Below are 22,995 nucleotides of genomic sequence, written 5' to 3'. Positions count from 1 at the left end.
CGCCGTCGGTCGCAATTATCGTGGCTTTTCAAACGCAGGGAGTAAATTTTATAAGCGGGAGTTGCCATTGCCTTTCACATGGTACGTGATATCGTACGCCGCGACTTCCTCAAGGGAGTGGGAGCCGCGGGCGCGGCAGGCTTGACTGGCTTATCCGGATGCATCGGTGGCGGCGGCGGTGGCGGCGGTCCCGAGGGGCTCGTCGTCATCGGCTACCCCGAAAGTGGTATTCAACTGTTCCGTGACTACTACAGCGCGTCCGACGGGAGCGAGGAGATACTCGTGCCCGACGGAATGCGCTCCGGGTCGATGCCCGGACAGGTCGGCAACGACATGGCGAACGTGACCGGGACGGCACCCGCCGCGGGCGGTCCGAACCAAGACACGTTCAACCAACTGTTCGAAGACGAGTACGGCGCGGCCCCGGGCGTCTTCACGTCGCAGACCTACGACTCGGTCGCGATTCAACTGCTCTCGAACGCCGCCGCCGGGGAGAACTCCGGCCCGGCCATCAAAGACCAGATGCGCCGGATGGCGAACCCCGATGGAATGACCGTCGGACCGGACAACCTCGTCGAGGGCATCGAGGCCGCTGCGAACGGTGAAGACATCGACTACCAGGGCGCGTCCTCGTCCGTCAACTTCGACGAGAACGGCGACCCGGCGGAAGCCGCGTACGCCATCTGGGAGTTCGACGCCGAGAACAACGCCACGTCGAGCGTCGAGACGCAGTCGTTCGCCGGCGAGAACCCCGACGGGAACGGCCCGTCCGCGGACAGCGGTCCGGGCGGTTCCGACCGCGAGATGTCGGTCGGCATCCTGCTGCCCGAAACCGGCGACCTCGCTGCCGTCGGTGCGCCGATGATTCAGGCCGCACAGATTCCTGTCATGCAGGTCAACGACGCCAACCCGGCCGGGCTCTCCGTCAACGCCCAAATCGAAGACACCCAGACGTCCCCGGACGCCGGTGTCTCCGCCGCGCAGTCGCTCGTCTCCGCGGGTGTTCCGTCCGTCTGTGGGTCCGCGTCGTCCGGCGTGAACGTCCCCGTCTCGCAGCAGGCGTTCATCCCGAACGAAATCGTCGGGTGCTCGCCGTCCTCGACGGCGCTGTCCGTCTCGAACCTCGAAGACAACGACTTCATCTTCCGAACTGCACCGTCCGACTTCCTGCAGGGCCGCGTCATGGCGCAGGTCATGGCCGAGCGCCTCGAAGTCAGTTCGGTCTCGACGCTGTACGTCAACAACGACTACGGCCAGCAGCTCTCGGAGCGCTTCTCGAACGTGTTCAGCGACTCGTTCGACGGCGAAGTGTACAACCAGGTCGCGTTCAACATCGGCGAGTCGTCGTACTCCTCCGTCATCGAGACGGCGCTCTCCGGCCCGGACAACTGAGACCGACTCGACAGACCCGACTTTTCTTTCGTCGCCGCCGACGCGAGCGGTTGCGCTCGACTGCCGCACACGACTCCCCGACACAAGACACTCATACGACCGCTGACAGATGTGAGTCGATGAAGCGCCGCGCCCTCCTCTCGACGGTCGCCGGTTCGGCCCTCGGGCTCGCCGCCGGCTGTCTCAGCGACTTGGACGAACCGGTCGAGACCCCCGTGAACCCACAGACGACGATGGCGACGACCGACCCGCCGACCGAGACGACGACCGAGACGACGACCGAGACGAACACGTCGGAACCGGACTCCAGCATCGGCCTCTCGGTCGTCAACGAGGACGACAAGTCGCACACGCTGTCGGTCCGTGTGACCGACGGCGACGAGACGCGTTTCGTCGGGTCGCTCGACATCGGAGCGGGGCCCGGCCGCGGGCGGAGCGTCGAGAACGACCTCGTCGGTGAGAGAACTGTCCGCGTCGTCGCGGAACTCGAAGCGGGCGCGACGCTCGACTACGAGTGGACGGTCACCGACGAGGCGCGCCATCTCGAACTCGTCGTCACGTCCGACGCGGACCTCGAACCGCGACAACGCGTGCGGCCGGCTCTCGACGCTGCCGATCTCCCGTACACCGTCACGGGTGCGAAAGACATCTTCGCACCGCCGGGCGCGACGATTCGGAATCGGAGCGACGCCGACGCTCGGCTCACCGTCGCCATCGACCACGACGGGAGCCGCGTTTTCGAACGCGCCTTCGACGCGGCGACCGACCGCGAGATTTCGACGCCGGCGCTCGTGGCGTCCCACGGGACCTACGAGGTGGTCGTGGAGGCCGAAGACGGCCGCACCGCGACCCACGAGTGGGACATCCCGGAGAACTGGGGCTGGCCGACGCTCGCGGTGCTCGTCGCGGCAGACGGCTCGCTTCGGGTCGGGTCTGGCTGGCCCAAGACGGCCTCGGTTCACGTCGAACACGAGGGCGAGGCGGAGCGCGACCTGACGCTGACGCTCGTTCGACCCGCCGACGCGGACACCGCTAGTGACGACGCCGGCGGCGAGACCGGCTCTGGTGGCGCGGACGTCTCGGAGACGAACCGGACTGCCCCGCCCGGCGAATCGACCGTCGGCTTCGAGGTTCCCATCGGTGACGTGTACGAACTCACTATCGAGACGGCCGCGGGGTCCGAAACGGTCGACTACGCGGCGTGCTACTGCTGGAACACGAACGTGACGGTGACCCTCAATGGTCGCGGCGGAGGCGACGGCGACGGAGGCGGCGGTGGAGATGGCGACCTCTCGGTCGAGTCATTCGAGTACGTCTGCAGTTGATTGCCGAAAAAGAGCGTGGGCCGCCGAGACGGACTACCCGCCGAGGAAGTCTTGGCGGACCTGTTCGTCTTCGAGGAGCGCCGTGCCGGTGTCCATGTAGCGGTTCTGTCCGTTGGCTAAGACGTAACCGCGGTCGCAGCGTCGGAGCGCTTCCTTCGCGTTCTGTTCGACCATCAGGACGGCCGTGCCGGCCTCGTTAATCTCGTCGATTTTGTCGAACATCTCCTCGACGAGGTCGGGCGCGAGCCCCGCCGAGGGTTCGTCGAGAAGCAGCAAGTCGGGGTCGAGCATGAGCGCGCGACCCATCGCGAGCATCTGCTGTTGCCCGCCGGACATCGTGCCCGCCTTCTGGTCTTTCCGCTCTCTGAGGATGGGGAACCGCTCGTAGACCGCCTCCATGGCGTCCTGCGGCACCTCGTCGAGGATGTACGCGCCCATCTCGAGGTTCTCTTCGACCGTCAGCGTCGGGAAGATGTTGTCGTTCTGCGGGACGTAACCGATGCCGACGTGGATGATGTCCTCGGGTCGACGCCCGGTGATGTCCTCGTCTTTGAACCGGACGGTCCCACCCATGTGGGCGGTCAGGCCGAAGACGGACTTCATCGTCGTGGACTTGCCGGCCCCGTTCGGGCCGACGATGGTGACGTACTCGCCGTCGAACACGTCCATGTCGACGTCGGTGAGAATCTGGAGGTCGCCGTAGCCGGCGTCGAGGTCGCGGACGCGCAGGAGTACGTCGTCGCGCCCTTCGACGCCCGCGCCGCTCGTCGCGTCGGTGTTGGCGTCGACGCTCATACGTTACCCCCGAGGTAGGCCTCGATGACCTCTTCGTTGCTCCGAATCTCGTCCGGCGTCCCCTCCGTGAGCACCGAGCCCTGGTGGAGGACGATGACGTGTTCACAGTTGTTCATGATGAGGTCCATGTCGTGTTCGACGAGCAGGAACGTGTAGCCCTGCTCGCGGAGTTCGTGTACGTGTTCGAGCAGTTTCTTCTCGAGCGTGGGGTTGACCCCGGCGAACGGCTCGTCCAAGAGCAGCATGTCGGGGTCGGTCAGGAGGGCCCGCGCCATCTCGAGGAGTTTGCGCTGCCCGCCGGAGAGATTGCCTGCGTACTCCTCTGCGATGTGGGCGATGTCGAAGAAGTCGAGCACCTCCCAGACGCGTTCGAGGAGTTCCTCTTCCTGTTCGCGGACGTCGTCGCGGACGCCCGGCATGACGGAGCGCCACAGCGTCTCGCCGCGCTGGTGTTTCGGCGCGAGCATCATGTTCTCGAGGACGGTCATCTCGCTCAGCTCGCGGGCGATTTGGAACGTCCGAACCATCCCGCGGTTGGCGATTTCGTGCGGCTCCTCGCCGGTGATATCCTCGCCGTTGAACGTGACCGTGCCGGCGTCGGGCTTGAGCATGCCCGTGAGAGGTTGAACGTCGTGGACTTGCCGGCCCCGTTCGGGCCGATGAGACCCGTGAGCGACCCGGCTTCGACCTCGAAGGTCGCCCCGTCGACGGCGGTGATGCCGCCGAAGGACTTCTCCAGTCCCTCGACTCGGAGCGGGTAGTCGACCGACGTGTCGACGCCGGAGGCGAACGCGCCGAGCGCCCCTTCGTCGACCTTGTTCGCCACGTCTTCGACCGGTTGGTCCGCGGCGTCACTCATCGGTCTCACCTCCCTGAGCCGCGGCGTCGACGCCGCCGTCGGTGCGGACCGAGTCGTCGTCGCCGCCGTCGACGGCCATCGACTTCGGCCGCGACAGCGGGATGACGGACGCGGTCTCCTTGCGGTAGCCGAGCATCCCCTCCGGCCGGTTGTGCATCAGCCAGATGAGCACGAGCCCCATCACGACCAGTTGGAGCTGCCGGATGCTGTCGACCGTGTACAGGAGGAACGGCACGGGGTCGAACTGCGAGATGAGCGGCGAGATTGCCTGCCCGAAGCCGGACGGCGAGTCGAGGTTGGGGAACACCGCCGACACGAGGTTCTGGAAGTACCGCGGTCCCTGGTAGAGCACCGCCGCGAAGACGGCCCCACCGAGGACGCTCCCCGTGTTCGAACCGGCCCCGCCGATGATGAGCGCGATCCAAATGAAGAACGTCACGCGCGGCCGGAAGAAGTTCGGCGTCACCGCGCCCTGTGGAACGAGCCAGAGGATGCCGGCGAGCCCCATGAGCGCACAGCCGAGCATGAACGACTTGATTTTGAACCGGTCGGTGTTCTTGCCGAGGGCGTTCGCGACGTCCTCATCCTCGCGGATGGCCTTCAGCACGCGACCGAACGGCGATTCGCCGGTGCGCTTGAGCAGCCAGTAGAAGCCCGCGACGAACCCGAGGAGCAACAGCCCGTAGACGAGACCGTCGACGACCGGCTTGGGGTTCCTCGGCACGAGGACTTGGAAGGCATCGACGAAGCCGAGGTATCCGTTCCAGAGGCCGACGCCACGAAGCAGCGCCTCCAGCGGCGGGGCGAAGTCGAGGATGAGACCCGACCCGCCGCCGAATCCGACGCGGTTACCGAACAGCTGGAACTGCTGGAGTTCCCCGGAGAGGAAGCTGAACCGGACGATTTCCGACATCGCGATGGTGACGATTGCGAGGTAGTCGGCCCGCAACCGAAGCGCCGGGAGCGCGACCACGAGTCCCAACAGCGCGGCCGCGGTCATGCCGGCGAGGATACCCACCCAAAGCGGCAGGCCGAGGCCGCCGACCTGCGCCGCGCCGCCGGCGACGTACGTCGGCTTCGTCACGATTGCCGTGACGTAGACGCCGACGGCCATGAAGCCGACGATGCCGATGTTGAACAGCCCGGTGTACCCCCAATGGAGGTTGAGCGCGAGCGACAGCATGGCGAAGACGCCGATGTAGAACGTCAGCGTCGCGATGGAGTTGAGTTGACCGCGGAGCGTGTATCCGAGAACGACCCCCGCGAGGACGTACGCGAGGTACGTCCCGAGGAGGACCAGTACGATGAGGCCCGCGTCGCCGCCCGGGATGCGGGCGGTGAAGTCGTCGCGGACGCTCATGCGGTCGCCCTCCCGCTGAACAGCCCGGACGGTTTCACGAGGAGGATGACGATCATGACGACGAAGGCCGCGGCCCGCGAGAACGCCGAGGGAATCCACAGGACCGACATCGACGCCGTCAGTCCGATGACGAGGCCGCCGGCGATGGCCCCGTAGATGGAGCCGATGCCGCCGAGGATGACCGCGGCGAAGATGAGAAGCAAGAGGAGCCACCCGTCGTTGAACCCGAGCGTCCCTTTCCAGAGGATGAACATGTACCCCGCGACGCCGGTCAGCCCGCCGCCGATAATCCACGTCGCGCGGACGACGCGCTCGGTCGAGATACCGGTGATGAGCGCGAGGTCCTTGTTGTCGGCCATCGCGCGCATCGCCTTCCCGAGTTTCGTCCGCTGTAAGAGGACGTGGACGCCGAGCATCAAGGCCGAGGCGACCACGAGAAGCGTGATGTCGTGGGCGTTGATGAAGACTGTGCCATCGATGAAGTACAGCGACACCGACGGCGGCTGGGCGGTCGTGCCGCGCACGTCAGATCCGAAGACGAACTGCATCAGGTAGCGCAGCGCGAACGCGACGCCGATACTCGTGATGAGGAGGGTGATGCCGTCCTCGTTCCGAATCGGTTTGAAGATGGTGCGGTCGACCGCGAGCGACAGCGCGATAGCGAACGCGCCGGAGACGACGATGCCGGCGACGACCGCGAGCGGCGTCGAGAGCATTCCGATGCCGAGCGTCCCGCCGTAGACCGACCCCCCGGCCCCGACGAGCAGGAGCGCGCCGATGTCGGCGCGTCCCAGTCCGGCGATGAGGTACGTCGTTGCCCACCCCGAGAAGGCCCCGGCTGTGATGTAGTCGCCGTGCGAGAAATTAGCGAAGTTTAGAATGCTGTACGTCATCGACAACCCGATGCCCGCGAGGCCGATTACGAGCCCCCGCATCAGACCATCCCAGACCAGCGTGCCAATGTCGGCAAACTGCGTCTGCCCTGTTGCTAACCCGCGAAGCAAGTCACCGAATAGTACGACTACGATGACCGCCAAGACGAGCGCGAACGGACGCTCGATGGCGAACTGCCTGCCACGGGAGTAGGTTTCGGCAATACCCATTGATAACTATCCTCATGATATGTGCGGACGATAAACATAGATAAATCTTTCTTCATCGGTCGTCTTTACTGACCCCGCTCGGCACCCCGCAGGGCCGCGATTCCCCGATTTCGGCCCGAATCGCCGACACTTAAAAGCGGATAGAGCCCCGACAGGGCCCATGCGCGTCAGTTCGGCGGCGTTTTCCGACCTCGACGACCTCGCCGACCTGTGGGTCGAACTCGCCGCGGACCAGCGGTCGTTCGGGTCGCACCTCCGCGCCGACGCTAACCGGACGCCGATACGGGAGGCGCTGGCGCGACACGTCGCCGCCGACGGCGTGCTCGTCGCCCGCGAGGAGGGGACCGATGGGACCGAGAGGAACGACGGAGACGAAGCGGAGGGCGCGGAGACGGGCGATATCGTCGGCTTCGTCATGTTCGACATCGAGGCGGAGGCGTACGAGCAGGACGCGACCCGCGGGATGATTCGGAACCTGTTCGTCCGCCCGGCGTACCGAGACGCCGGGGTCGGCGCGCGACTGCTGGCGGCGGCGGAGACCGCGCTCGGAGACGCCGGCGCTGATACCGTCGCGCTGGACGTGCTGGCGGACAACGACGCCGCCCGTCGGTTTTATCGGCGGCACGGCTACCGACCGCACCGCGTCGAACTGGAGAAATCGATGCGAAACGATACACACTCAAAGGAGGACCGGTAATCGACGGACGCGCCAGGAGAGCATGGGCGGTTCATGCACTCGACTTGTAATCGAGACTTCGTGGGTTCAAATCCCACTCCTGGCTTCCTTCGCCGGTTCGACCGTTTTTTGCGCCCCACGCGGGCCCCGCGTTCAGTCGCAGCGAGCCGGAGCCGCGCCCGCGGTTCGTCGATACGGTTTCAGTTCCGCCCCGCGGGCGGCCGGACCCGAATGAGGAGAAGCGACCCCGGCACGCCGAGGACGAGCGCCCGAAACGGATTATGCTTGATGATAACGTCGGGGTCGAGCGGCTCCGACTGGAGGTCGGTGATGCGGATGCACGAGTAGTAAACCGTGACGTGAGTGAGCACGTACGCGAACGCCGCGGGGACGACGACCGGATACCGGATGCCGCTCATCGCGAGCCCCTCGAACGCGAGGGCGGTGAGCGCCGAGATAAACAGGAGGTTTCCCAGTTGGAGCGTGACACCGGTCAGCGCCGTTATCGCGGTGTCGAACAGCGACGCGCCGTAGGGGGTGTACGTGAGCGCAGTGACGACAGCCACCGCTCCGAGAAAGAGCCCGGCGAACAACCCAGATAACGCGTACACGAACTCCATTGGAGGACCGTTACGGGACCGACGGTGGCGATGAATTTAGTTCTACCCCCCTCGTTATCGCGGTCGAAAATCAGAGAATCCCGTCGAACGCGGCGGGGACGCGGCGTCGAGACGGGATTTTATCTTTATCCGGAACGTCGTGTTCGGTATGAACGGGACCGATCAATTCATGTTCGCCGTGACGCTTCTCATCTTCGCGCTCCTCCTCGTCGGCCTCCTTCTCGCACTCGTCTAGGGAGAAAACTTATGTGATATTCATGGAGGATACTAGATACCATGCCGGAATGTCAGAACTGTGGTTCGTTCGTGACGCCCGCATACGCCCGAGTCTTCACTCCAGATGGCATGGAGAATCCGCGTGTCTGCCCGAACTGCGAGGATATGGTCCGCGACGGCGCACAGGTACGGGCGGCGCGGTCACCGAGAAATCACTGACTCGCCGAGCCGTCACTGAGCGACGTGGTAGCGTTCGGCGTCCTGTCGGACGAAGCCGCGCTTCGACAGCGTACTGAGGATGCTGTAGAGGGCGATCTTCTTCATCTCCAGCCCGTTTTGCAGGTCGGTGATGGACGCGCCGTCGTGCGTGGTGAGATAGAGGTACACGAGCTTGGCCGAGGGCGATTCGAGTTCGCCGGGGACTTCGATGGTCGGAACCGTCTGTTGCATGGTCGTTGTCATCCTGTTTGCTTCGACGATAATAAAACTCTCTTACAACAATCGTCGAAGAACCGAGGTCGGGGGTGAGGCCGCGAACGTCCCGAATTCGAGAGAATCGTTGTATTCGTCACGAACGTACATCGGATAATTGTCGGTGTTCGACGCCGCCGACTTCGACTGTCGTCGAAGGGAACGGGTCGCGGGCCGTCGGGTGGCGAGGCCCGGCGGCGCGCGGTTCCGAGACGGAAGGGGCGGGAGTCGAACCACGCGAAGCCATTGAAAACCACCGGACCGACCGCGAGGGCCTGCGCCGGTGTGCTCTACCACTGAGCCACCCTTCCGGGCGGGCGTAGGGGTCGAGCGGGCAAATAGCCGTTGGTGGGCTCCGGTCGCGGTCGCGCGGTTCGGCGCGCTGTGGCGCGTCGGGGCACCGCTCGGGAGTCGACGTCGAAAGAAAGGGCGTCTGCGACTCGCTTGAGTCGCGGTCGGCTCAGTAGCTCCGGACCTTCGGCTCGTACGTCTTGTCCTCGCCTTCGAGGATGACCGGCTTGTACCAGAGTTCCGGGCGGCCGTCGTTCCACGAGAGCAGCGTGTGCTTGAGCCACTCCTCGTCGCGGCGCTCCTGGTACTCCTTGCGCCAGTGGGCACCGCGGAACTCGTTGCGCGCGAGCGCGCCGAGCGTGATGGCCTCGGCGATGTCGAGGATGTTGCGCGTCTCCAGCGTCTGGAGCAGGTCCGTGTTGAACGTCCGCGACTTGTCGGCCACGAACACGTCCTGGTAGAGTTCGCGCGCCTCGCGGATGTCGCGGAGCGCGTCCTTGAGGGCCGACTCCTCGCGGAAGACGTTCACGTTGCGCGTCATCGACTTCTGGACGCGTTCGCGAATCTCGGCCTGCTGGATGCCGTCTTCTCGCTCCAAGAGGGTGTCGATGGTCTCGCGCTCGTCTTCGACGGCGCGCTGGACGAGGTCCGCTCCGGAGACGGTCGCACCCGCGTCCGCCGCCGTCCCGCCGTCGGCGACGGCGTCCTCACCGATACCCGCTTCGCCGAGTTCGACCGGCGAGTCGACCTCGCCGAGTTCGTACTCGCCTTCTTTGCCGGTCGTGATTTTGGCCTCCTCCATGTCCTTGCCCGCGGCGTGGTGGCCGGCGCGCTTGCCGAAGACGATGAGTTCGGGGAGCGCGTTGCCGCCGAGGCGGTTGCCGCCGTGGACGGAGGCGCAGGCGCACTCGCCGGCCGCGTAGAGACCGGAGATACAGGTCTCGCCGTTCTCGTCGGTCTCGATGCCGCCCATCGCGTAGTGCTGGCCGGGCTTGACCGGCATCGGCGCGTCGAGGGGGTTGACGCCCTCGAAGTCCTCCGAGAGGTGGATGATGTTCTCGAGGCGGTCGATGATGCGCTCTTCGCCGAGGTGGCGCATGTCGAGGTGGACGTACTCGTCTTCGATGCCGCGGCCCTCGTTGACTTCCGTGAGTTCGGCCCGAGAGACCACGTCGCGCGAGGCGAGTTCGCCGAGGTTGTTCGCGTAGCCGTACTCGAACATGAAGCGCTCGCCGTTTTCGTTGTAGAGGATGCCGCCCTCGCCGCGGACGCCCTCGGTGATGAGAACGCCCGTCGAGGGGAGCGTCGTCGGGTGGAACTGGATGAACTCCATGTCCTCCATCGGCGCGCCGGCGCGGTAGGCCATCGCGACGCCGTCGCCGGTGTTGGCGACCGCGTTGGTCGTGTGGTCGTAGACCTGCCCGAGGCCGCCGGTGGCGAGGATGACGCCGTTGCGGGCGCGGAAGCCCTCGACCTGTCCGGTCTGAACGTCGTAGGCGACGATACCGTGGCAGTTCCGGTCCTCCGGCTTCTCCTCGTCGGAGACGGCCAGTCGGGTCACGTGCCACTCGTCGTAGACCTTGATGCCGCGCTTGACGAGCTGCTCGTACATCGTGTGGAGCAGCTGGTGGCCCGTCTCCGCGCCCGCGTAGGTGGTCCGCGGGAACGAGAGCCCGCCGAACGGCCGCTGGCTGACGCGGCCGTCGTCGTCACGGGAGAACGCCATCCCCCAGTGTTCGAGCTTGATGGTCTCTTTCGGGCTGTCCTTACAGAGGGTCTCGGCCGCCGGCGCGTCGGCCAGATAGTCCGAGCCCTTCATCGTGTCGTAGGCGTGGTCCTCCCACGAGTCGCCTTCGCGGAGCGCGGCGTTGATGCCGCCCTCCGCCGCGCCCGTGTGACTTCGGACCGGGTGGAGCTTCGACACGATGGCCACGTCGGCCCCTTCCTCGTGTGCCGCAATCGCCGCGCGCAGGCCCGCCCCGCCCGCGCCGACTACGATAACGTCGTGTTCGTACATGGTGTGTTTGGGTGTGTCGTAGGGTTGGTCGAACTTCAGGGTTTCACCGGGAAGTTCACCAGAACTTCAGGTTGTTCTTAATCGCCTCGCGCTTGAGTTCCTGGATGTGCTCCGTGAGGGGGATGTCCTTCGGGCACACCTCGGTACAGGAGAACTGGGTCTGACAGCGCCAGACGCCGTGTTCCTGTTCGAGGATTTCGAGGCGGCGCTGCTTCATGTCCTCGCCCTCGCGTTCGTCCATGGCGAAGCGGTAGGCCTTGTTGATGGCCGCGGGACCGAGATACTCGTTGTCGCCGGCGGCGATGTTACACGAGGACATACACGCGCTACACCAGATGCAGCGGGTGGACATCTTGACCTTCTCGCGGTTCTCGCGCGTCTGGCGCTGCTCGTCGAGTTCGCCGTCCGGAAGCGAGTTCGTCTGGAAGTACGGCTCGACCGACTCCATCTGGTCGTAGAAGTGCTCCATGTCGACGACGAGGTCCTTGACCACGTCGGCGTGCGGGAGCGGTTCGATCCGAACCGGCTCCGAGAGGTCCGAAAGCTGGGTCTTACAGCCGAGTCGCTGCGACCCGTTGACGAACAGCGCGTCGGATCCGCAGATGGCCTGCCGGCAGGAGTGCCGGAAGGTGAGAGAAGAGTCGTAGTGGTCCCGCGCCCACATGAGCGCGTCGAGGACCGTCATCCCTTGCTTGTACGGGACGTGGAAGTCGTCGAAGCGGGGCTCCTGTTTCTCCGGCACCTCGGGGTCGTAGCGGAAGACCTTGAGGTGGAAGGTGTCGTCCGCGGAGCGCGCCTTCTCGGCCGCCTCGGCCTCGCGCTGCTCTTGGACTCGCTCGGCGCGCTCGCGCTTTTTCGCGTCGCGCTTCTGCTTGCCGGCAGACGCCGTCTCCGTGGCCGATTCCTCTTCGACTGATTCGGGAACTTGCGTGCTCATTAGATGGGAACACCTCCGGCCCACGCGAGGGCCGTGCGGACGCCCTGCACAATGAGCAGGACGCTCGCGAGACCGAGAATCGCCTTAACCGCCGTCTTCCGGGTGCCAGAGAGGCCCTGGTTGACGAGGGCGTTGTAGACGCCGTTGACCCCGTGGAACGTCGCGGTGACGAGGAACAGGATCATCAGCGAGAAGTACGTCAACTGCTCCATGCGCGCCTGCGAGAGGGCGAACGTCACTTCGTCGGCGTGGTTGACGAAGTGGAGCAGGAAGAAGTGGAACGCCAGCACCACGACGAGGAAGGCGGCGGTCAGCCGCTGCCAGAGCCACCGCCGGCCGCCGGGCTCGAAGGACGTGTATCGTTCTGCCATTAGATGCTCACCCCCGAGAGGAACGTGGGAACGCTCGCAACGACGATGACACCCGTCAGGATGAGCGACGCGTAGAAGCTCTTGTCCTGCGCTTCCAGCCCGACGCCCAGGTCGACGAACAGCAGCCGCAGTCCGTTGAGGATGTGAAACACCGCCACCGCGAGCAGCCCGACTTCCAGAATACGCACGACCAAGAGACTCTCCAGCGCCTGAATCGTGTTCGTGTACGCCGCCGCGCCCGAGAGGGCCGTCGACAACACGGCGATGTGGGTAAAGAGATAACCCACAAGCACCCAGCCGGTGAACTTGTGGAATATCCAGGCCCACATGCCGGCCGAGAACTCCCGCCATCTGCTGAAGTCCTCGATGAGGCCCCGATTGTAAGACTGACTCATGCTCTTGTGAGTGTCGGGAAGGGGAGGGTATAGAACTTACGTGTATGGAGTTTCGTGAGGGTTGGCAAAAGTCGCCGGACCCCGAATATCTCGGGGCGGGGCGGCCGGTCTCAGAGCGTCGGCTCGGGGGTGCCGGACTGCTCGCGCTCGACGACGCGCCGCACCTTGTCCTTCAGTTCGACGAGGTGGCAAAGCGGGTTCCCGGGGTAGACGACCGGATTCTCGAGGACGCCGACGAGCAGGCCCGTAAAGGGGGCGACGACGGTGACGTTGTCGTCCTTGAACGGGTTCGTAATCGTGCAGATGCGGTCGCCCTCGTGGACGAGCGCGCCGCGGTCGTGGTGCATGTCGACGATGCCGCCCGCGTCGGCGCGGAGCCACGTCTTCTCGTTTTCGTCCGAGATGACGGTCCGCCAGCCCGGCCAGTTGACCGTCGAGGTCTCTCGGAGGCCGTACTCGGCGAAGACGCTCTCGACGCCCGCGAGCGCCTCGTCGATGAGTTCGCGCTGGAAGCGGTGGGCCTCGCCCATCTCGACGGTGATGGCCGGCGTCCCGCTCGCCGACGACTCGGTTCGGAGCATCCCGCTGGACCCCGAACTGTCGATGATGACGTGCGAGCCGAAGGCGTTGGCGAGGCGCGCAACCGGGGGGTCGGACATGTCCGCCCGGACGTGGAGCATGTTAGTTCGCCCCCGCGTGGAGGTGTGGAAGTCGATGCCGAGGTCGCAGGGAGCGATGAAGTTCTGGTAGATGCGGTGGGCCATCCGCTTTGCTCCCGTGGAGGTCTCGGAGCCCGGGAACGACCGGTTCAGGTCGCGGTCGTAGATGGGGAGGTACCGCTGTTGGGCGAGGAACGCGGGGACGTTCATCACCGGCATACAGACGAGCGTGCCCGCGAGGTCCGAGAGGTCCCACTCGTAGGCCACCTCGCGGACGACCTCGATACCGTTCAGTTCGTCGCCGTGGGCGGCGGCGGAGAGGAACACGGTCGGCCCCGGCCGCTCCCCGTTGATGATGGTGACGGGGATACGAACCGGGTCGCCGAGATACGTCTCGGAGATGCCGTACCGGATGTCCTGTGTCTCGCCCGGCTCGACCTTCCCGCCGTTGTAGGTGAAGGCCTCGTTGTCGGCCATGTGATGCGATGGGAGGGCCGGGGTTATAAACGGTCGCGACGGACCGCCCGACGCCGACCTCGCGGCTGCGAACCGCGGGCGGCCGGCTCTCGACCGTCATGTCTTTGAAACCGGGAGGGTATCAACTGAGTATGTCCACCACAGACGACGCCGTGCGTGTCGGCGTGCTTTCTCTGCACAACAGCAAGGAGACGAAGGCAATCCTCAACGCGGTCGAAGACCTCGGTCACGAGCCGGTGTGGCTCCGTCGGGAGAACGCGGCGGTCAGCATCGAAGACGGCGAGGTGACGGTCGAGCCTGAGGTGGACATCATCGCGAATCGGCTACTCCTCTCGAACACCGAGGAACCCGCGGAACTGCTCGGGCTGGCGACGACGTTCAACCGCATCCGACCGATGCTCAACGAGCCCGACGCGGTCCTCGCGGCCATCCACAAGTTCGCCACGGCCGCGACGCTCGCTAACTGGAATATCAAGGTGCCGGACGCGCTCCTCGCGCTCTCGAACGACCGGCTGAACAAGGGCCGCGAGCGCTTCGGCGACGTCGGCGTCTACAAGTCCGCCATCGGCACCCACGGCGGCGGGACGTGGAAGGTCGACCTGACCGAGCCCGTGAACCCGAAGGTCGGCAACCGACAGGCGTTCCTGCAGAAGCTCATCGACCGTGACGGCGACCGCCACCGCGACCTGCGCGTCTACATCGTCGACGGCGAAATCATCGGTGCGATGTACCGCTACGCCCCGGAGGGCGACTGGCGGACCAACGTCGCCCTCGGCGGCGACGTGCTCAACGCGACCGACGAGATGCCCGAGGAAGCGCGGGAAACTGCGCTCTACACGGCCGAAGTGATGGAGATGGACTACGTCGGCGTCGACCTCGTCGAGGGCGAAGACGGCTGGTTCGTCCTCGAAGCCAACCCGACCGCCGGCTTCAAGGGCCTCTATCAGGCGACGGGCAAGAGCCCCGCGCCGCACATCGCGAAGCTCGCGATCGAGCGCGCGGGCGGCGAGGTCGACGAGGCACGCGTCGAGGAACTGTCCGCGACGCTCGACGACTCCGTCCCCTCGTGTGCCCCCAACGAGTCGCCCATCATCGACGGCGAAGCGCCCATCATCGGCTATATCGAGGAGGTCGTCGTCAACGGGACCAGCGGCTCCCAGCAGACCCTCGCGAAGTCCGACACCGGCGCGACCCGGACGAGCATCGACACGAGCCTCGCCGCCGAAATCGGCGCGGGGCCCATCAAGAGCATGACGCGCGTGAAGTCCGGGAGCCTCAAGGGCGGGAAGGCCCGCCCCGTGGTCGACCTCGTCATCGGTATCGGCGGCACCCAGCACACCGTGACCGCCAGCGTCGAGGACCGCTCGCACATGGACTACCCGCTGCTGCTCGGGCGCGACATCCTCGAACACTACCGCGTGGACGTGCGCCGCCGCGCCAACGCCGACCGCAACGACAGCGACGACGAGGAAGAGGAACTCCTCGAAGAGTAAGTCGGCCCGCGCCACGCCACGGCCATCGGCGCGCTCGCCATCGGCGCGACGACCGACGACCGCGCCCGAGACACGCGCACTTTTCTCTTCGACGACCCAACCACTGGCCGATGAGCGACGACGCCTACCGCGAACTCCGGGCGGACCCGCACCTCGGCGACGTGGTCGAGGAACACGGCCCGCTCTCGCTCGACCCCGCCGACGACCCCTTCGAGCGACTGGTCGTCTCGATTGTCAACCAACAGCTCTCGACGACCGCGGCGGCGACGATTCGGGACCGCCTGTTCGACCGCGTCGAGGTCACACCCGAGGGGATACTGGCCGCCGACGAGGCCGTCCTGCGCGACTGCGGCCTCTCGACTCAGAAGGTCGGCTACGTCCGCAACGTCGCCGACGCGTTCCGAGACGGCCTGTCGGCCGAATCCCTCCGGGAGATGGACGACGACGAGGTCGTCGCGGCGCTCACCGAGATTCGCGGCGTCGGCGACTGGACCGCGAAGATGTTCCTCATCTTCGTGCTCGCCCGCGAGGACGTGTTCCCGGTCGAGGACCTCGGGATTCGACGCGGCATGGAACGCGTCTTCGGGTTCGAACCCGACGCCGTCTCCCGCGGCGAGATGCGCGAGCGCGCCGAGCGCTGGGCCCCCTATCGAAGCTACGCCAGCCGGTATCTCTGGCGGTGTGTGGACTAACTTCGAACGGGTGGAAAGCTAGAGTGAGTCGAATAATCGACAGACTGCGGTGGCTTCTCCGATCGAGAGAATAAACGACTGTTACGTTTATATTTCACGCGAGGGAAACGTTGAAACCGCCGCGCACTATAACGTTCGTCCATGAACGTAGATGACGTCAACAGTATCACCGTTCTCGGAGCGGGCAACATGGGCCACGGCATCGCGGAGGTCGCGGCTCTCGCCGGCTACGACGTCGTACTGCGCGACATCAAAGACGAGTTCGTCCAGAAGGGCTACGACCAGATCGAGTGGTCGCTGAACAAACTCGCCGAGAAGGACCGACTGTCGCAGGACGACGCCGACGCCGCGCTCGCCCGCGTCTCGACGGCGGTGGACCTCGGCGAGGCCGTCGTCGACGCCGACGTGGTCATCGAGGCTGTCCCCGAGAAGATGTCCATCAAAAAGGAGGTGTACACCGAGTTGGAGGAACACGCTCCCGACCACACGGTGTTCGCCACCAACACCTCCAGTCTCTCCATCACCGAACTCTCCGAAGTGACGGAGCGACCCGAGCGCTTCTGCGGAATGCACTTTTTCAACCCGCCGGTCCGCATGGACCTCGTCGAGGTCATCTCCGGCGCGCACACCGCCGACGAGACGCTCGAACTCGTCGAGGACCTCGCCGAAGAGATGGGCAAGACGCCCGTCCGCGTCCGCAAGGACAGCCCCGGCTTCATCGTGAACCGCATCCTCGTCCCGCTGATGAACGAGGCCGCGTGGATCGTCCACGCCGGCGACGCGACGATGGCCGAAGTGGACTCCACGACGAAGTACGACATGGGCCTCCCGATGGGGAGCTTCGAACTCGCCGACTACGTCGGCATCGACGTGGGCTATCACGTCCTCGAATACATGCACGAGGTGCTCGGCGACGCCTACGAGCCGTGCCCGCTCCTCTCCGAAAAGGTCGAAGAGGGCGACCTCGGCCAGAAGACCGGCACGGGATTCTACGACTACGAGGACGGCGAGGGCGCAGAAGTTCCCCACGACAAAGGGAGCGAAGCGGTCAAGAACCGACTCCTCGGCGTCATGGCGAACGAGGTCGCCGGCCTCGTCGGCAACGACGTGGCCGACCCGGCCGCCATCGACCGCGCGGTCAAACTCGGCGGACGCTTCCCCGACGGCCCGGCGAAGATGGCCGACAGCGCCGGCATCGCGACCCTCGTCGGCGCGCTCGACAACCTCCACGACGAAACCGGTGAGGAGCGCTACGAGGCCGTGCAGTACCTCCGCGACCTCGCCCAGTCCGGCGAGGGCTTCTACGGCGGCGAGGAGGAATCCGACGAGGCTCCCGCGTTCGACGACATCTCCATCGAGGTGCGCGACGGCATCGGTCACATCACCCTCGACCGCCCGCACCGACTCAACACCATCAGCATCGAACTGATGGACGAACTCTCCGAGGCAGTCGACGCCTTCGCCGAGGACGACGAGGTCCGCGCCGTGCTCCTCACGGGGGCCGGCGACCGCGCGTTCTCCGCCGGGGCCGACGTGACGAGCATCGCCGCGGGCGGCGGCGACGCCGTCTCGGGCGTCGAAATCTCCCGGAAGGGCCAACAGACGTTCGGAAAGCTCGAGGAACTCGACAAGCCGGTCATCGCCGGCATCGACGGCTTCTGTCTCGGCGGCGGGATGGAACTCGCCATGTGCGCCGACCTCCGCATCGCCACGGAGCGCTCCGAACTCGGCCAGCCGGAGCACAACCTCGGGCTCCTCCCCGGCTGGGGCGGCACGGTCCGTCTCCAGCGCATCGTCGGCACCGGCCGCGCGAAGGAGATTATCTTCAGCGCCGACCGCTACGACGCCGAGACGATGGCCGACTACGGCTTCATCAACGAGGTCGTCGAGAACGACGGCTTCGAAGAACGGGCCTTCGAGTACGCGAAGCGGTTCGCACAGGGCCCGCCGGTCGCCCAGCGCTACACCAAGCGCGCCATGCACAACGGCTGGGAAGACACCGATTCGGGGCTGGAAGTCGAAGCGCAGGCGTTCGGCCTGCTGTTTACCACCTCGGACTTGATGGAGGGCATCGCCGCCTTCACGAGCGACCGCGACCCCGAGTTCACGGGCGAATAAGTCGAAGCCGTGGGTGGGTTCCTCTCACTCACCCACGATGGAACGCAACGCTTAAAATAGTCCAACGACCACTCGTGAATGCAGACGCTCGGTTGGTGTAGTCCGGCCAATCATCTTGGCCTTTCGAGCCGAGGACCAGGGTTCAAATCCCTGACCGAGCACTTCTGTCGAACACAACCCTCCGAGAGACTTCCGCGTCTCTTGGTCACCGACCGACTCGACTCGCGCCCACAGTAGTTAGCTTACACGTTTTTAACGATAGCAATTAAATATACACATAGCATGGAGCACGAGCGTCCCGGGACGGGAGTTCGATGATGCTCGAAGAGTTCGTCTCGCAGGTTGACCCCGTCGTCGTCCGCCTGTTTGTCGCGGCGGCGCTGGGGATGTTCCTCGGCTTGGAGCGCGAGCGGTCGAAAAAGAGCGCCGGCGTGCGGACGTTCACGCTGACGAGCCTTCTCGGTGGTGTCGCCGTTGCGGTCGGGAGCGACATCCTCCTCGCGGTCGGCGGGTTACTGGTGGTTGTGCAGGCGGTGTTGCTCGGGAGCCGTGGGTTAGTCGAGCACCAGTTGGACGCCCGGGACACCGACAGCCACGACGACCCGCAACCCGACTCCGACGCGGATTTCGACGTCGATTCAGATTCCGACTCCGGGGAAGCCCGCCTCGACGACGCCAGAGCCGCACGGTTGGACGACCTCGGCGTGAGCCTCTCGCTCACCACGTCCACGTCGCTTCTGGTCGCCTACGCGGTCGGCGCGGCTGTCGTGAGCGGCTTCGTCATCGAGGGCGTCGTCGTCGCGCTCACGTCGTCGCTGCTGTTGGTCCTGCGGCGTGAACTCCACGGGTTCGCCCGGCGGCTGACGACCGACGAGGCTCGAAGCGCCGTCGAGTTCGCCATCATCGCGTTCGTCGTCTATCCGTTGCTCCCCGAGGGGCGAATCGGGCCGTGGGACGCCGTCAGTCCCCGAACCGTCTGGTTGCTCGTCGTCGCGGTGAGCGCAATCGGCTTCATCAACTACGTCATCATCCGGCGGTACGGCGAGCGCGGCATCGCCATCACGGGGTTTTTCGGGGGGCTGGTGAACTCGACGGCCGTCATCGGCGAGATCGCCGGACGAACGAGGCGAAACCCGTCGATTCGGCCGCTCGCGGCCGGCGCGATTCTCATGGCCGACGCGGCGATGGCGCTTCGAAACCTCTCGCTCGTCGTCGTGTTCGTCCCGGAGCTCGCGGTCCAAGTGGGGATTCCCCTCGGACTCGTCGCGCTCGTTGGGGTGGGCTACGCGCTTCACTCCCGCGAGTGGGGCGTCGACCTCGACGTCGCGTTCGAGTCGCCGTTCAGCCTCGAAAGCGCCCTCCGCTTCGGCGTCTTCTTCCTCCTCGTGTTGCTCGCCTCCGCGGCGGCACAGGAGTACTTCGGCGCGACCGGGTTCGTCGTAACGAGCTTCCTCGGCGGACTGGTGTCGAGCGGGTCGGTCGTCACGACCGCCGTCACGCTCTACGGCGGCGGCAACATCGACGGGACGACCGCCGTCGTCGGCGTCCTCGCCGGAACCGCCGCGAGCATCGCGGTCAAGGTGGCTCTCGCGGCGAGCGTCGACCGCGAACTCCTCGGGCCGGTCGCCCGGCGGAGCGCGCTCCTCGTGGCGGCGGGCGTCGCCGGCGTCGCTATCGTCGTCTTTCGCCCGTAAGGCGGGCGGCACGGAGACACGCGCACGCGGAATTACCGAACCGACACAACAGTCAGCGACACAACATTGATAGCACCGTGCCGCGGCAATCAAATCGCACTGGTTCGGCGCGTATCCCGTGACCGAGCGACCCACGAAGATTCGCCCGTCGGTCGTCCCCCGACGGGCGAGGGTCACTCCACGTATCCACCCTCCCGAGCGACTGCGCTCGTCTGAGTACCCCGATTCGTCCGACCACCCCCGTCCGCGCCGACGGCTCGACTGCGAAGCCGATGGCTTGAGGTTCGCCGGCGTCTATCGTGGCTCTACGTCCACCGAGCGATGATACGCGACCCGACCCGACGAGACCGTGGCGAACCGCACGCGAAGCGACAACAGTCGGCCCCGAAGCCGAACCGGGCGAGAAACGATCTCGGGAGCGTCTGACCGTGTCGGACACGACGCGCGCCGCGCTCGCCGCCGGAACGCTCGTCGCCCTCGCCGCGACGAGCGGGAGCCTCTATTTCAGCCTCGGTCTCGGACTCACGCCCTGCGACCTCTGTTGGTACCAGCGCATCCTGATGTACCCGCTCGTCGTGGTGCTCGGAGTCGCTGCGGTCGAGGACCGACCCGGCGTCTGGAAGACGGTGCTTCCCCTCTCGCTGGGAGGGCTCGCCCTCTCGGGCTACCACTCGTACCTGCAGGTCGCACCGGGCGCGACCTGTACCGTCGGCGGCCCGTGTACGTCCATCCAATATCCCATGCTCGGCGGCATCCTGACCATTCCGCGACTCGCGTTCATCGGGTTCGCGCTCGTGACGGTCCTCGCGCTCGCCGCCGCCCGCCTCGGCGGGTCGGCCGACGACGCGTGGGGGATGTGACCGCGGTTGGGCCCGCACTCCGAGCGCCGTCGCCGCTCTAACTCCCGTCGAGGTCGACCATCGGTTCGGGGTAGTCCACGCCCAACTCGACCCCGTAGGTCGCCTGTTCTTCGTCGCTTAGCTCCCACGGTTCGTGGGCGTACTCGGCGGGCAACACGTCGAGTTCGGGGAGCCACGTCCTCACGTACTCGGCGTCCTCGTCGTAGCGCTTCGCCTGCCAGCGCACGTCGAACGAGCGGTCCCGCGAGTCGTTGCCGACGCCCGCGATGTAGGCCCAGTTGCCGTAGTTCGACGCGGGGTCGTAGTCGACGAGCTGCGTCTCGAAGTACGCCGCACCGCGTCGCCAGTCCAGTCGGAGGTCGTTGGCGAGGAACGACGCCGCGTTCTGCCGCCCGCGGTTCGACATGTAGCCCGTCGCGTTCAACTCCCGCATGTTCGCGTCGACGAAAGGAATACCCGTCTCGCCCGCCGCCCAGCGCTCGAACTGCGTCTCGTCCGCCCGCCAGTCGATGTCGGTCCGCTCGCGGATGCCCCCGCGGCGGAAGAAGTCGCTCCCGTGTTTGGCGAACTGGAACTGGAAGAAGTCGCGCCAGCGGAGTTCGAAGACGAGCCAGTACGTCGAGTCGTTTGCGACCCGTCGGTCCTCGTAGCGGTCCACCTCGGCCTTGACGTACCGCGGCGAGAGACAGCCCTCGTTCAGCCACGGTGAGAGCTTCGAGGAGTAGTCGGCCCCGAGCAGTCCGTTTCGCGTCTCCTTGTACTCGCGGAGGTGGTCGCCCGTCCAGATGTACGACTCCACGCGATCGAACGCGGCCGTCTCACCGCCGTCGAAGGGGAGGACGCCGCGGTCGTCGGGGGTGCGGGGGGACTCGGCGGCCCCAGTCCCGACGAGGTCCGAAAGCGAGGGGAGGTCGCCCGCGGCGGGTGCGTCGACCGGGAGCGGCGGGACGTCCGGTTCGGAGAGCGGGTCACGACCGGCTGGGTCGCCGTCGCCCGCTGACTCGCCACTTTGGCCTGCGTCACCTCCCTCGTCGCCTTCGGCGGCCGATTCGACCGCCTTCCGGAACGTCGTGTACGTGTCCGGAAGTTCGGAGAGCGCCATCGGGAGGTCGTCGAGGTGGGTGAGCGTGTGGCCCCAGAAGCGACGGAGGTCGACGCCGTCGTCTCGAAGTCCTCGCTCGACCGCCGACTCGACGCTCGACTCCTCGGGGGTCGGACGCGTGTGGACCGTCACGAAGTCGGCGTCGACGGTCGCCGCCAACTCCGGAAGGACGGACTCGGGTGTTCCCTCGCGGACGACGAGGTCGCTCCCGCGGTCACGGAGCGACGCCCGGAGGTCGGACAGCGATTCGAGGCGGAAGCGGGCGCGGTGCGCGCCGGTCTTGTCGAAGTCGAAGGAGTCGGACCCGCCGAAGGGCCGGTCGCCGTACTCGCGGGGGTCGAGACAGTAGACCGGGAGGACGCCGTCGGCGTCGCAGGCGGCCGCGAGCGCCTCGTTGTCGTGCAGACGGAGGTCGCGGCGGAACCACGCGAGCGAAGTTGACTCGGACATCGTCGGCGGCGCTTAGGATGGGGCTGACTTGAGTCGAACGGCGGTTCTGGGGCGACCCCCGGCCGTGTCTCCGGGTCTACGTCCGGCTTCGCGTCTGCAGGCCGAGTTCCGCGCCGGCGGCGACGGCGGCGACGGTGAGCGCGAGGCCGGCGACGAGCCGCGGGTCCACGCGGTCGATGACGGGGACGCCCATCCAGCCGGCGAAGAGGAGCGCGAGCCCGGCGAGACACGTCGCGAGCGACAGGAGCGCGAAGGGAGCTTGCGTCGGCTCCCCGTCCGCCAAGTAGTGGTCGAGCTCCGCCGCGCTCGACCCGAGCGAGACGGTCTTCGCCCGCGAGTCGTACGCGACGATTCGGAGCGAATCGAGCTTGGGCAGATGGGTCTGATGCAGCGAGATGTAGACGCTCTGGCGGACGTTCTTGGGAGGTGGCGACTCGCCGGACTCTATCTCGGCGATGTGCTCCGCGAGGTCGCCGACCGACTCCGGACCGTCCCCGTCGCGCAGTCGTTCGAGCGCGAGCCGCCGCCGCTCGTTTCTGAGCACGTCGTGGATGTCGGCCTCGTCGAGCGAGCCGTCCGCCTGCTCGCCGGAGACGGTCGGCGAGTCAGGCTCGGCCATCGC

General features: G+C 66.2%; 20 protein-coding genes, 3 tRNA genes and 1 pseudogene. 10 read left to right on the top strand and 14 right to left on the bottom strand.

Annotated features, from left to right (window positions below):
• Positions 1-78 precede the first annotated feature (78 nt).
• The gene (locus C5B91_RS11240) at positions 79-1,392 is read left to right on the top strand and encodes an ABC transporter substrate-binding protein (RefSeq protein WP_049913567.1); all 1,314 of its coding nucleotides are present in this window, start codon (positions 79-81) and stop codon (positions 1,390-1,392) included.
• A 119-nt stretch (positions 1,393-1,511) separates the two neighbouring features.
• Positions 1,512-2,717 carry a hypothetical protein gene (locus C5B91_RS11235; RefSeq protein WP_115819343.1) on the top strand — a complete coding sequence of 402 codons (1,206 nt, stop codon included), beginning with the start codon at positions 1,512-1,514 and terminating at the stop codon, positions 2,715-2,717.
• A gap of 33 nt (positions 2,718-2,750) precedes the next feature.
• Here the strand turns inward: C5B91_RS11235 and C5B91_RS11230 are convergent, their stop codons facing one another.
• The 4 genes and pseudogenes from C5B91_RS11230 to C5B91_RS11215 all read right to left on the bottom strand — a co-directional run bounded on the left by C5B91_RS11230 (position 2,751) and on the right by C5B91_RS11215 (position 6,666).
• Positions 2,751-3,512 carry an ABC transporter ATP-binding protein gene (locus C5B91_RS11230; protein ID WP_115819342.1) on the bottom strand — a complete coding sequence of 254 codons (762 nt, stop codon included), beginning with the start codon at positions 3,510-3,512 and terminating at the stop codon, positions 2,751-2,753.
• Positions 3,509-4,371, bottom strand: a pseudogene (locus C5B91_RS11225) (ABC transporter ATP-binding protein). The gene C5B91_RS11230 and the pseudogene C5B91_RS11225 overlap by 4 nt, the downstream one beginning before the upstream one ends.
• Positions 4,364-5,731, bottom strand: a complete 1,368-nt coding sequence (locus C5B91_RS11220) for a branched-chain amino acid ABC transporter permease (protein WP_049967844.1) — start codon at positions 5,729-5,731, stop codon at positions 4,364-4,366. Before C5B91_RS11220 ends, C5B91_RS11225 begins: the two are co-directional and overlap by 8 nt.
• The gene (locus C5B91_RS11215; RefSeq protein WP_172795825.1) at positions 5,728-6,666 is read right to left on the bottom strand and encodes a branched-chain amino acid ABC transporter permease; all 939 of its coding nucleotides are present in this window, start codon (positions 6,664-6,666) and stop codon (positions 5,728-5,730) included. Before C5B91_RS11215 ends, C5B91_RS11220 begins: the two co-directional genes overlap by 4 nt.
• 328 nt (positions 6,667-6,994) lie before the next feature.
• On the opposite strand from C5B91_RS11215, the gene C5B91_RS11210 reads away from it, so the two are divergent.
• Together C5B91_RS11210 and C5B91_RS11205 are read left to right on the top strand one after the other, a co-directional pair.
• Complete coding sequence (locus tag C5B91_RS11210; RefSeq protein WP_008094916.1) at positions 6,995-7,531, top strand: GNAT family N-acetyltransferase; 537 nt, start codon at positions 6,995-6,997, stop codon at positions 7,529-7,531.
• An 11-nt stretch (positions 7,532-7,542) separates the two neighbouring features.
• Positions 7,543-7,616: transfer RNA gene (locus C5B91_RS11205), tRNA-Thr, on the top strand.
• Positions 7,617-7,710: 94 nt separating this feature from the next.
• On the opposite strand, the gene C5B91_RS11200 is transcribed toward C5B91_RS11205, so the two are convergent.
• The 8 genes from C5B91_RS11200 to C5B91_RS11170 form a co-directional block, all read right to left on the bottom strand.
• Positions 7,711-8,130 carry a hypothetical protein gene (locus C5B91_RS11200; RefSeq protein WP_115819340.1) on the bottom strand — a complete coding sequence of 140 codons (420 nt, stop codon included), beginning with the start codon at positions 8,128-8,130 and terminating at the stop codon, positions 7,711-7,713.
• Positions 8,131-8,577: 447 nt separating this feature from the next.
• Positions 8,578-8,796, bottom strand: coding sequence for a helix-turn-helix domain-containing protein (locus C5B91_RS11195; RefSeq protein ID WP_008094913.1), 219 nt, complete (start codon positions 8,794-8,796; stop codon positions 8,578-8,580).
• A gap of 234 nt (positions 8,797-9,030) precedes the next feature.
• Positions 9,031-9,128 (bottom strand) — tRNA-OTHER (locus C5B91_RS22090).
• Between the two features lie 149 nt (positions 9,129-9,277).
• Positions 9,278-11,125 (bottom strand): FAD-binding protein, encoded by a 1,848-nt coding sequence (locus tag C5B91_RS11190; RefSeq protein ID WP_008094911.1) that lies wholly within the window; start codon positions 11,123-11,125, stop codon positions 9,278-9,280.
• A gap of 55 nt (positions 11,126-11,180) precedes the next feature.
• Positions 11,181-12,062, bottom strand: a complete 882-nt coding sequence (locus C5B91_RS11185) for a succinate dehydrogenase/fumarate reductase iron-sulfur subunit (protein ID WP_008094909.1) — start codon at positions 12,060-12,062, stop codon at positions 11,181-11,183.
• Positions 12,062-12,433, bottom strand: coding sequence for a succinate dehydrogenase hydrophobic membrane anchor subunit (locus C5B91_RS11180; protein ID WP_008094908.1), 372 nt, complete (start codon positions 12,431-12,433; stop codon positions 12,062-12,064). Before C5B91_RS11180 ends, C5B91_RS11185 begins: the two co-directional genes overlap by 1 nt.
• Positions 12,433-12,828: a succinate dehydrogenase, cytochrome b556 subunit gene (gene sdhC / locus C5B91_RS11175; protein ID WP_004974453.1), complete on the bottom strand. Its 396-nt coding sequence runs from the start codon at positions 12,826-12,828 to the stop codon at positions 12,433-12,435. The genes C5B91_RS11180 and sdhC overlap by 1 nt, the downstream gene beginning before the upstream one ends.
• A gap of 110 nt (positions 12,829-12,938) precedes the next feature.
• Positions 12,939-13,964 carry a succinylglutamate desuccinylase/aspartoacylase family protein gene (locus C5B91_RS11170; RefSeq protein WP_115819339.1) on the bottom strand — a complete coding sequence of 342 codons (1,026 nt, stop codon included), beginning with the start codon at positions 13,962-13,964 and terminating at the stop codon, positions 12,939-12,941.
• Between the two features lie 131 nt (positions 13,965-14,095).
• Here C5B91_RS11170 and C5B91_RS11165 point away from each other — a divergent pair, with 131 nt between their 5' ends.
• The 6 genes from C5B91_RS11165 to C5B91_RS11140 all read left to right on the top strand — a co-directional run bounded on the left by C5B91_RS11165 (position 14,096) and on the right by C5B91_RS11140 (position 20,821).
• On the top strand, positions 14,096-15,457 hold the full coding sequence (locus C5B91_RS11165; protein WP_008094901.1) for a RimK/LysX family protein: 1,362 nt from the start codon (positions 14,096-14,098) through the stop codon (positions 15,455-15,457).
• Positions 15,458-15,567: 110 nt separating this feature from the next.
• Positions 15,568-16,149: a DNA-3-methyladenine glycosylase gene (locus C5B91_RS11160; RefSeq protein ID WP_049967846.1), complete on the top strand. Its 582-nt coding sequence runs from the start codon at positions 15,568-15,570 to the stop codon at positions 16,147-16,149.
• Between the two features lie 141 nt (positions 16,150-16,290).
• On the top strand, positions 16,291-18,267 hold the full coding sequence (locus C5B91_RS11155; RefSeq protein WP_049967847.1) for a 3-hydroxyacyl-CoA dehydrogenase/enoyl-CoA hydratase family protein: 1,977 nt from the start codon (positions 16,291-16,293) through the stop codon (positions 18,265-18,267).
• Positions 18,268-18,353: 86 nt separating this feature from the next.
• Positions 18,354-18,428: transfer RNA gene (locus C5B91_RS11150), tRNA-Glu, on the top strand.
• Between the two features lie 156 nt (positions 18,429-18,584).
• Positions 18,585-19,961: an MgtC/SapB family protein gene (locus C5B91_RS11145; RefSeq protein WP_115819781.1), complete on the top strand. Its 1,377-nt coding sequence runs from the start codon at positions 18,585-18,587 to the stop codon at positions 19,959-19,961.
• Positions 19,962-20,389: 428 nt separating this feature from the next.
• On the top strand, positions 20,390-20,821 hold the full coding sequence (locus C5B91_RS11140) for a disulfide bond formation protein B (RefSeq protein ID WP_008094895.1): 432 nt from the start codon (positions 20,390-20,392) through the stop codon (positions 20,819-20,821).
• Positions 20,822-20,858: 37 nt separating this feature from the next.
• Here the strand turns inward: C5B91_RS11140 and C5B91_RS11135 are convergent, their stop codons facing one another.
• The gene (locus C5B91_RS11135; protein WP_115819338.1) at positions 20,859-22,373 is read right to left on the bottom strand and encodes a DASH family cryptochrome; all 1,515 of its coding nucleotides are present in this window, start codon (positions 22,371-22,373) and stop codon (positions 20,859-20,861) included.
• Positions 22,374-22,449: 76 nt separating this feature from the next.
• On the bottom strand, positions 22,450-22,992 hold the full coding sequence (locus C5B91_RS11130; RefSeq protein ID WP_008094887.1) for a hypothetical protein: 543 nt from the start codon (positions 22,990-22,992) through the stop codon (positions 22,450-22,452).
• Between the last annotated feature and the right edge of the window lie 3 nt (positions 22,993-22,995).

Source organism: Haloferax sp. Atlit-10N (assembly GCF_003586325.1).
In the GTDB taxonomy this organism is placed as follows: Archaea; Halobacteriota; Halobacteria; order Halobacteriales; family Haloferacaceae; genus Haloferax; species Haloferax prahovense.
Note: the sequence above shows the minus strand (reverse complement) of the source record. Positions and strands in the feature narration are given on the sequence as shown.

Bases quoted from the DNA above. Each gene is read 5' to 3' on its own strand.
- C5B91_RS11240 (WP_049913567.1), top strand. From the start codon at position 79: ATGGTACGTGATATCGTACGCCGCGACTTCCTCAAGGGAGTGGGAGCC.
- C5B91_RS11235 (WP_115819343.1), top strand. From the start codon at position 1,512: ATGAAGCGCCGCGCCCTCCTCTCGACGGTCGCCGGTTCGGCCCTCGGG.
- C5B91_RS11230 (WP_115819342.1), bottom strand. From the start codon at position 3,512: ATGAGCGTCGACGCCAACACCGACGCGACGAGCGGCGCGGGCGTCGAA.
- C5B91_RS11220 (WP_049967844.1), bottom strand. From the start codon at position 5,731: ATGAGCGTCCGCGACGACTTCACCGCCCGCATCCCGGGCGGCGACGCG.
- C5B91_RS11215 (WP_172795825.1), bottom strand. From the start codon at position 6,666: ATGCGGGGGCTCGTAATCGGCCTCGCGGGCATCGGGTTGTCGATGACG.
- C5B91_RS11210 (WP_008094916.1), top strand. From the start codon at position 6,995: ATGCGCGTCAGTTCGGCGGCGTTTTCCGACCTCGACGACCTCGCCGAC.
- C5B91_RS11200 (WP_115819340.1), bottom strand. From the start codon at position 8,130: ATGGAGTTCGTGTACGCGTTATCTGGGTTGTTCGCCGGGCTCTTTCTC.
- C5B91_RS11195 (WP_008094913.1), bottom strand. From the start codon at position 8,796: ATGCAACAGACGGTTCCGACCATCGAAGTCCCCGGCGAACTCGAATCG.
- C5B91_RS11190 (WP_008094911.1), bottom strand. From the start codon at position 11,125: ATGTACGAACACGACGTTATCGTAGTCGGCGCGGGCGGGGCGGGCCTG.
- C5B91_RS11185 (WP_008094909.1), bottom strand. From the start codon at position 12,062: ATGAGCACGCAAGTTCCCGAATCAGTCGAAGAGGAATCGGCCACGGAG.
- C5B91_RS11180 (WP_008094908.1), bottom strand. From the start codon at position 12,433: ATGGCAGAACGATACACGTCCTTCGAGCCCGGCGGCCGGCGGTGGCTC.
- sdhC (WP_004974453.1), bottom strand. From the start codon at position 12,828: ATGAGTCAGTCTTACAATCGGGGCCTCATCGAGGACTTCAGCAGATGG.
- C5B91_RS11170 (WP_115819339.1), bottom strand. From the start codon at position 13,964: ATGGCCGACAACGAGGCCTTCACCTACAACGGCGGGAAGGTCGAGCCG.
- C5B91_RS11165 (WP_008094901.1), top strand. From the start codon at position 14,096: ATGTCCACCACAGACGACGCCGTGCGTGTCGGCGTGCTTTCTCTGCAC.
- C5B91_RS11160 (WP_049967846.1), top strand. From the start codon at position 15,568: ATGAGCGACGACGCCTACCGCGAACTCCGGGCGGACCCGCACCTCGGC.
- C5B91_RS11155 (WP_049967847.1), top strand. From the start codon at position 16,291: ATGAACGTAGATGACGTCAACAGTATCACCGTTCTCGGAGCGGGCAAC.
- C5B91_RS11145 (WP_115819781.1), top strand. From the start codon at position 18,585: ATGCTCGAAGAGTTCGTCTCGCAGGTTGACCCCGTCGTCGTCCGCCTG.
- C5B91_RS11135 (WP_115819338.1), bottom strand. From the start codon at position 22,373: ATGTCCGAGTCAACTTCGCTCGCGTGGTTCCGCCGCGACCTCCGTCTG.
- C5B91_RS11130 (WP_008094887.1), bottom strand. From the start codon at position 22,992: ATGGCCGAGCCTGACTCGCCGACCGTCTCCGGCGAGCAGGCGGACGGC.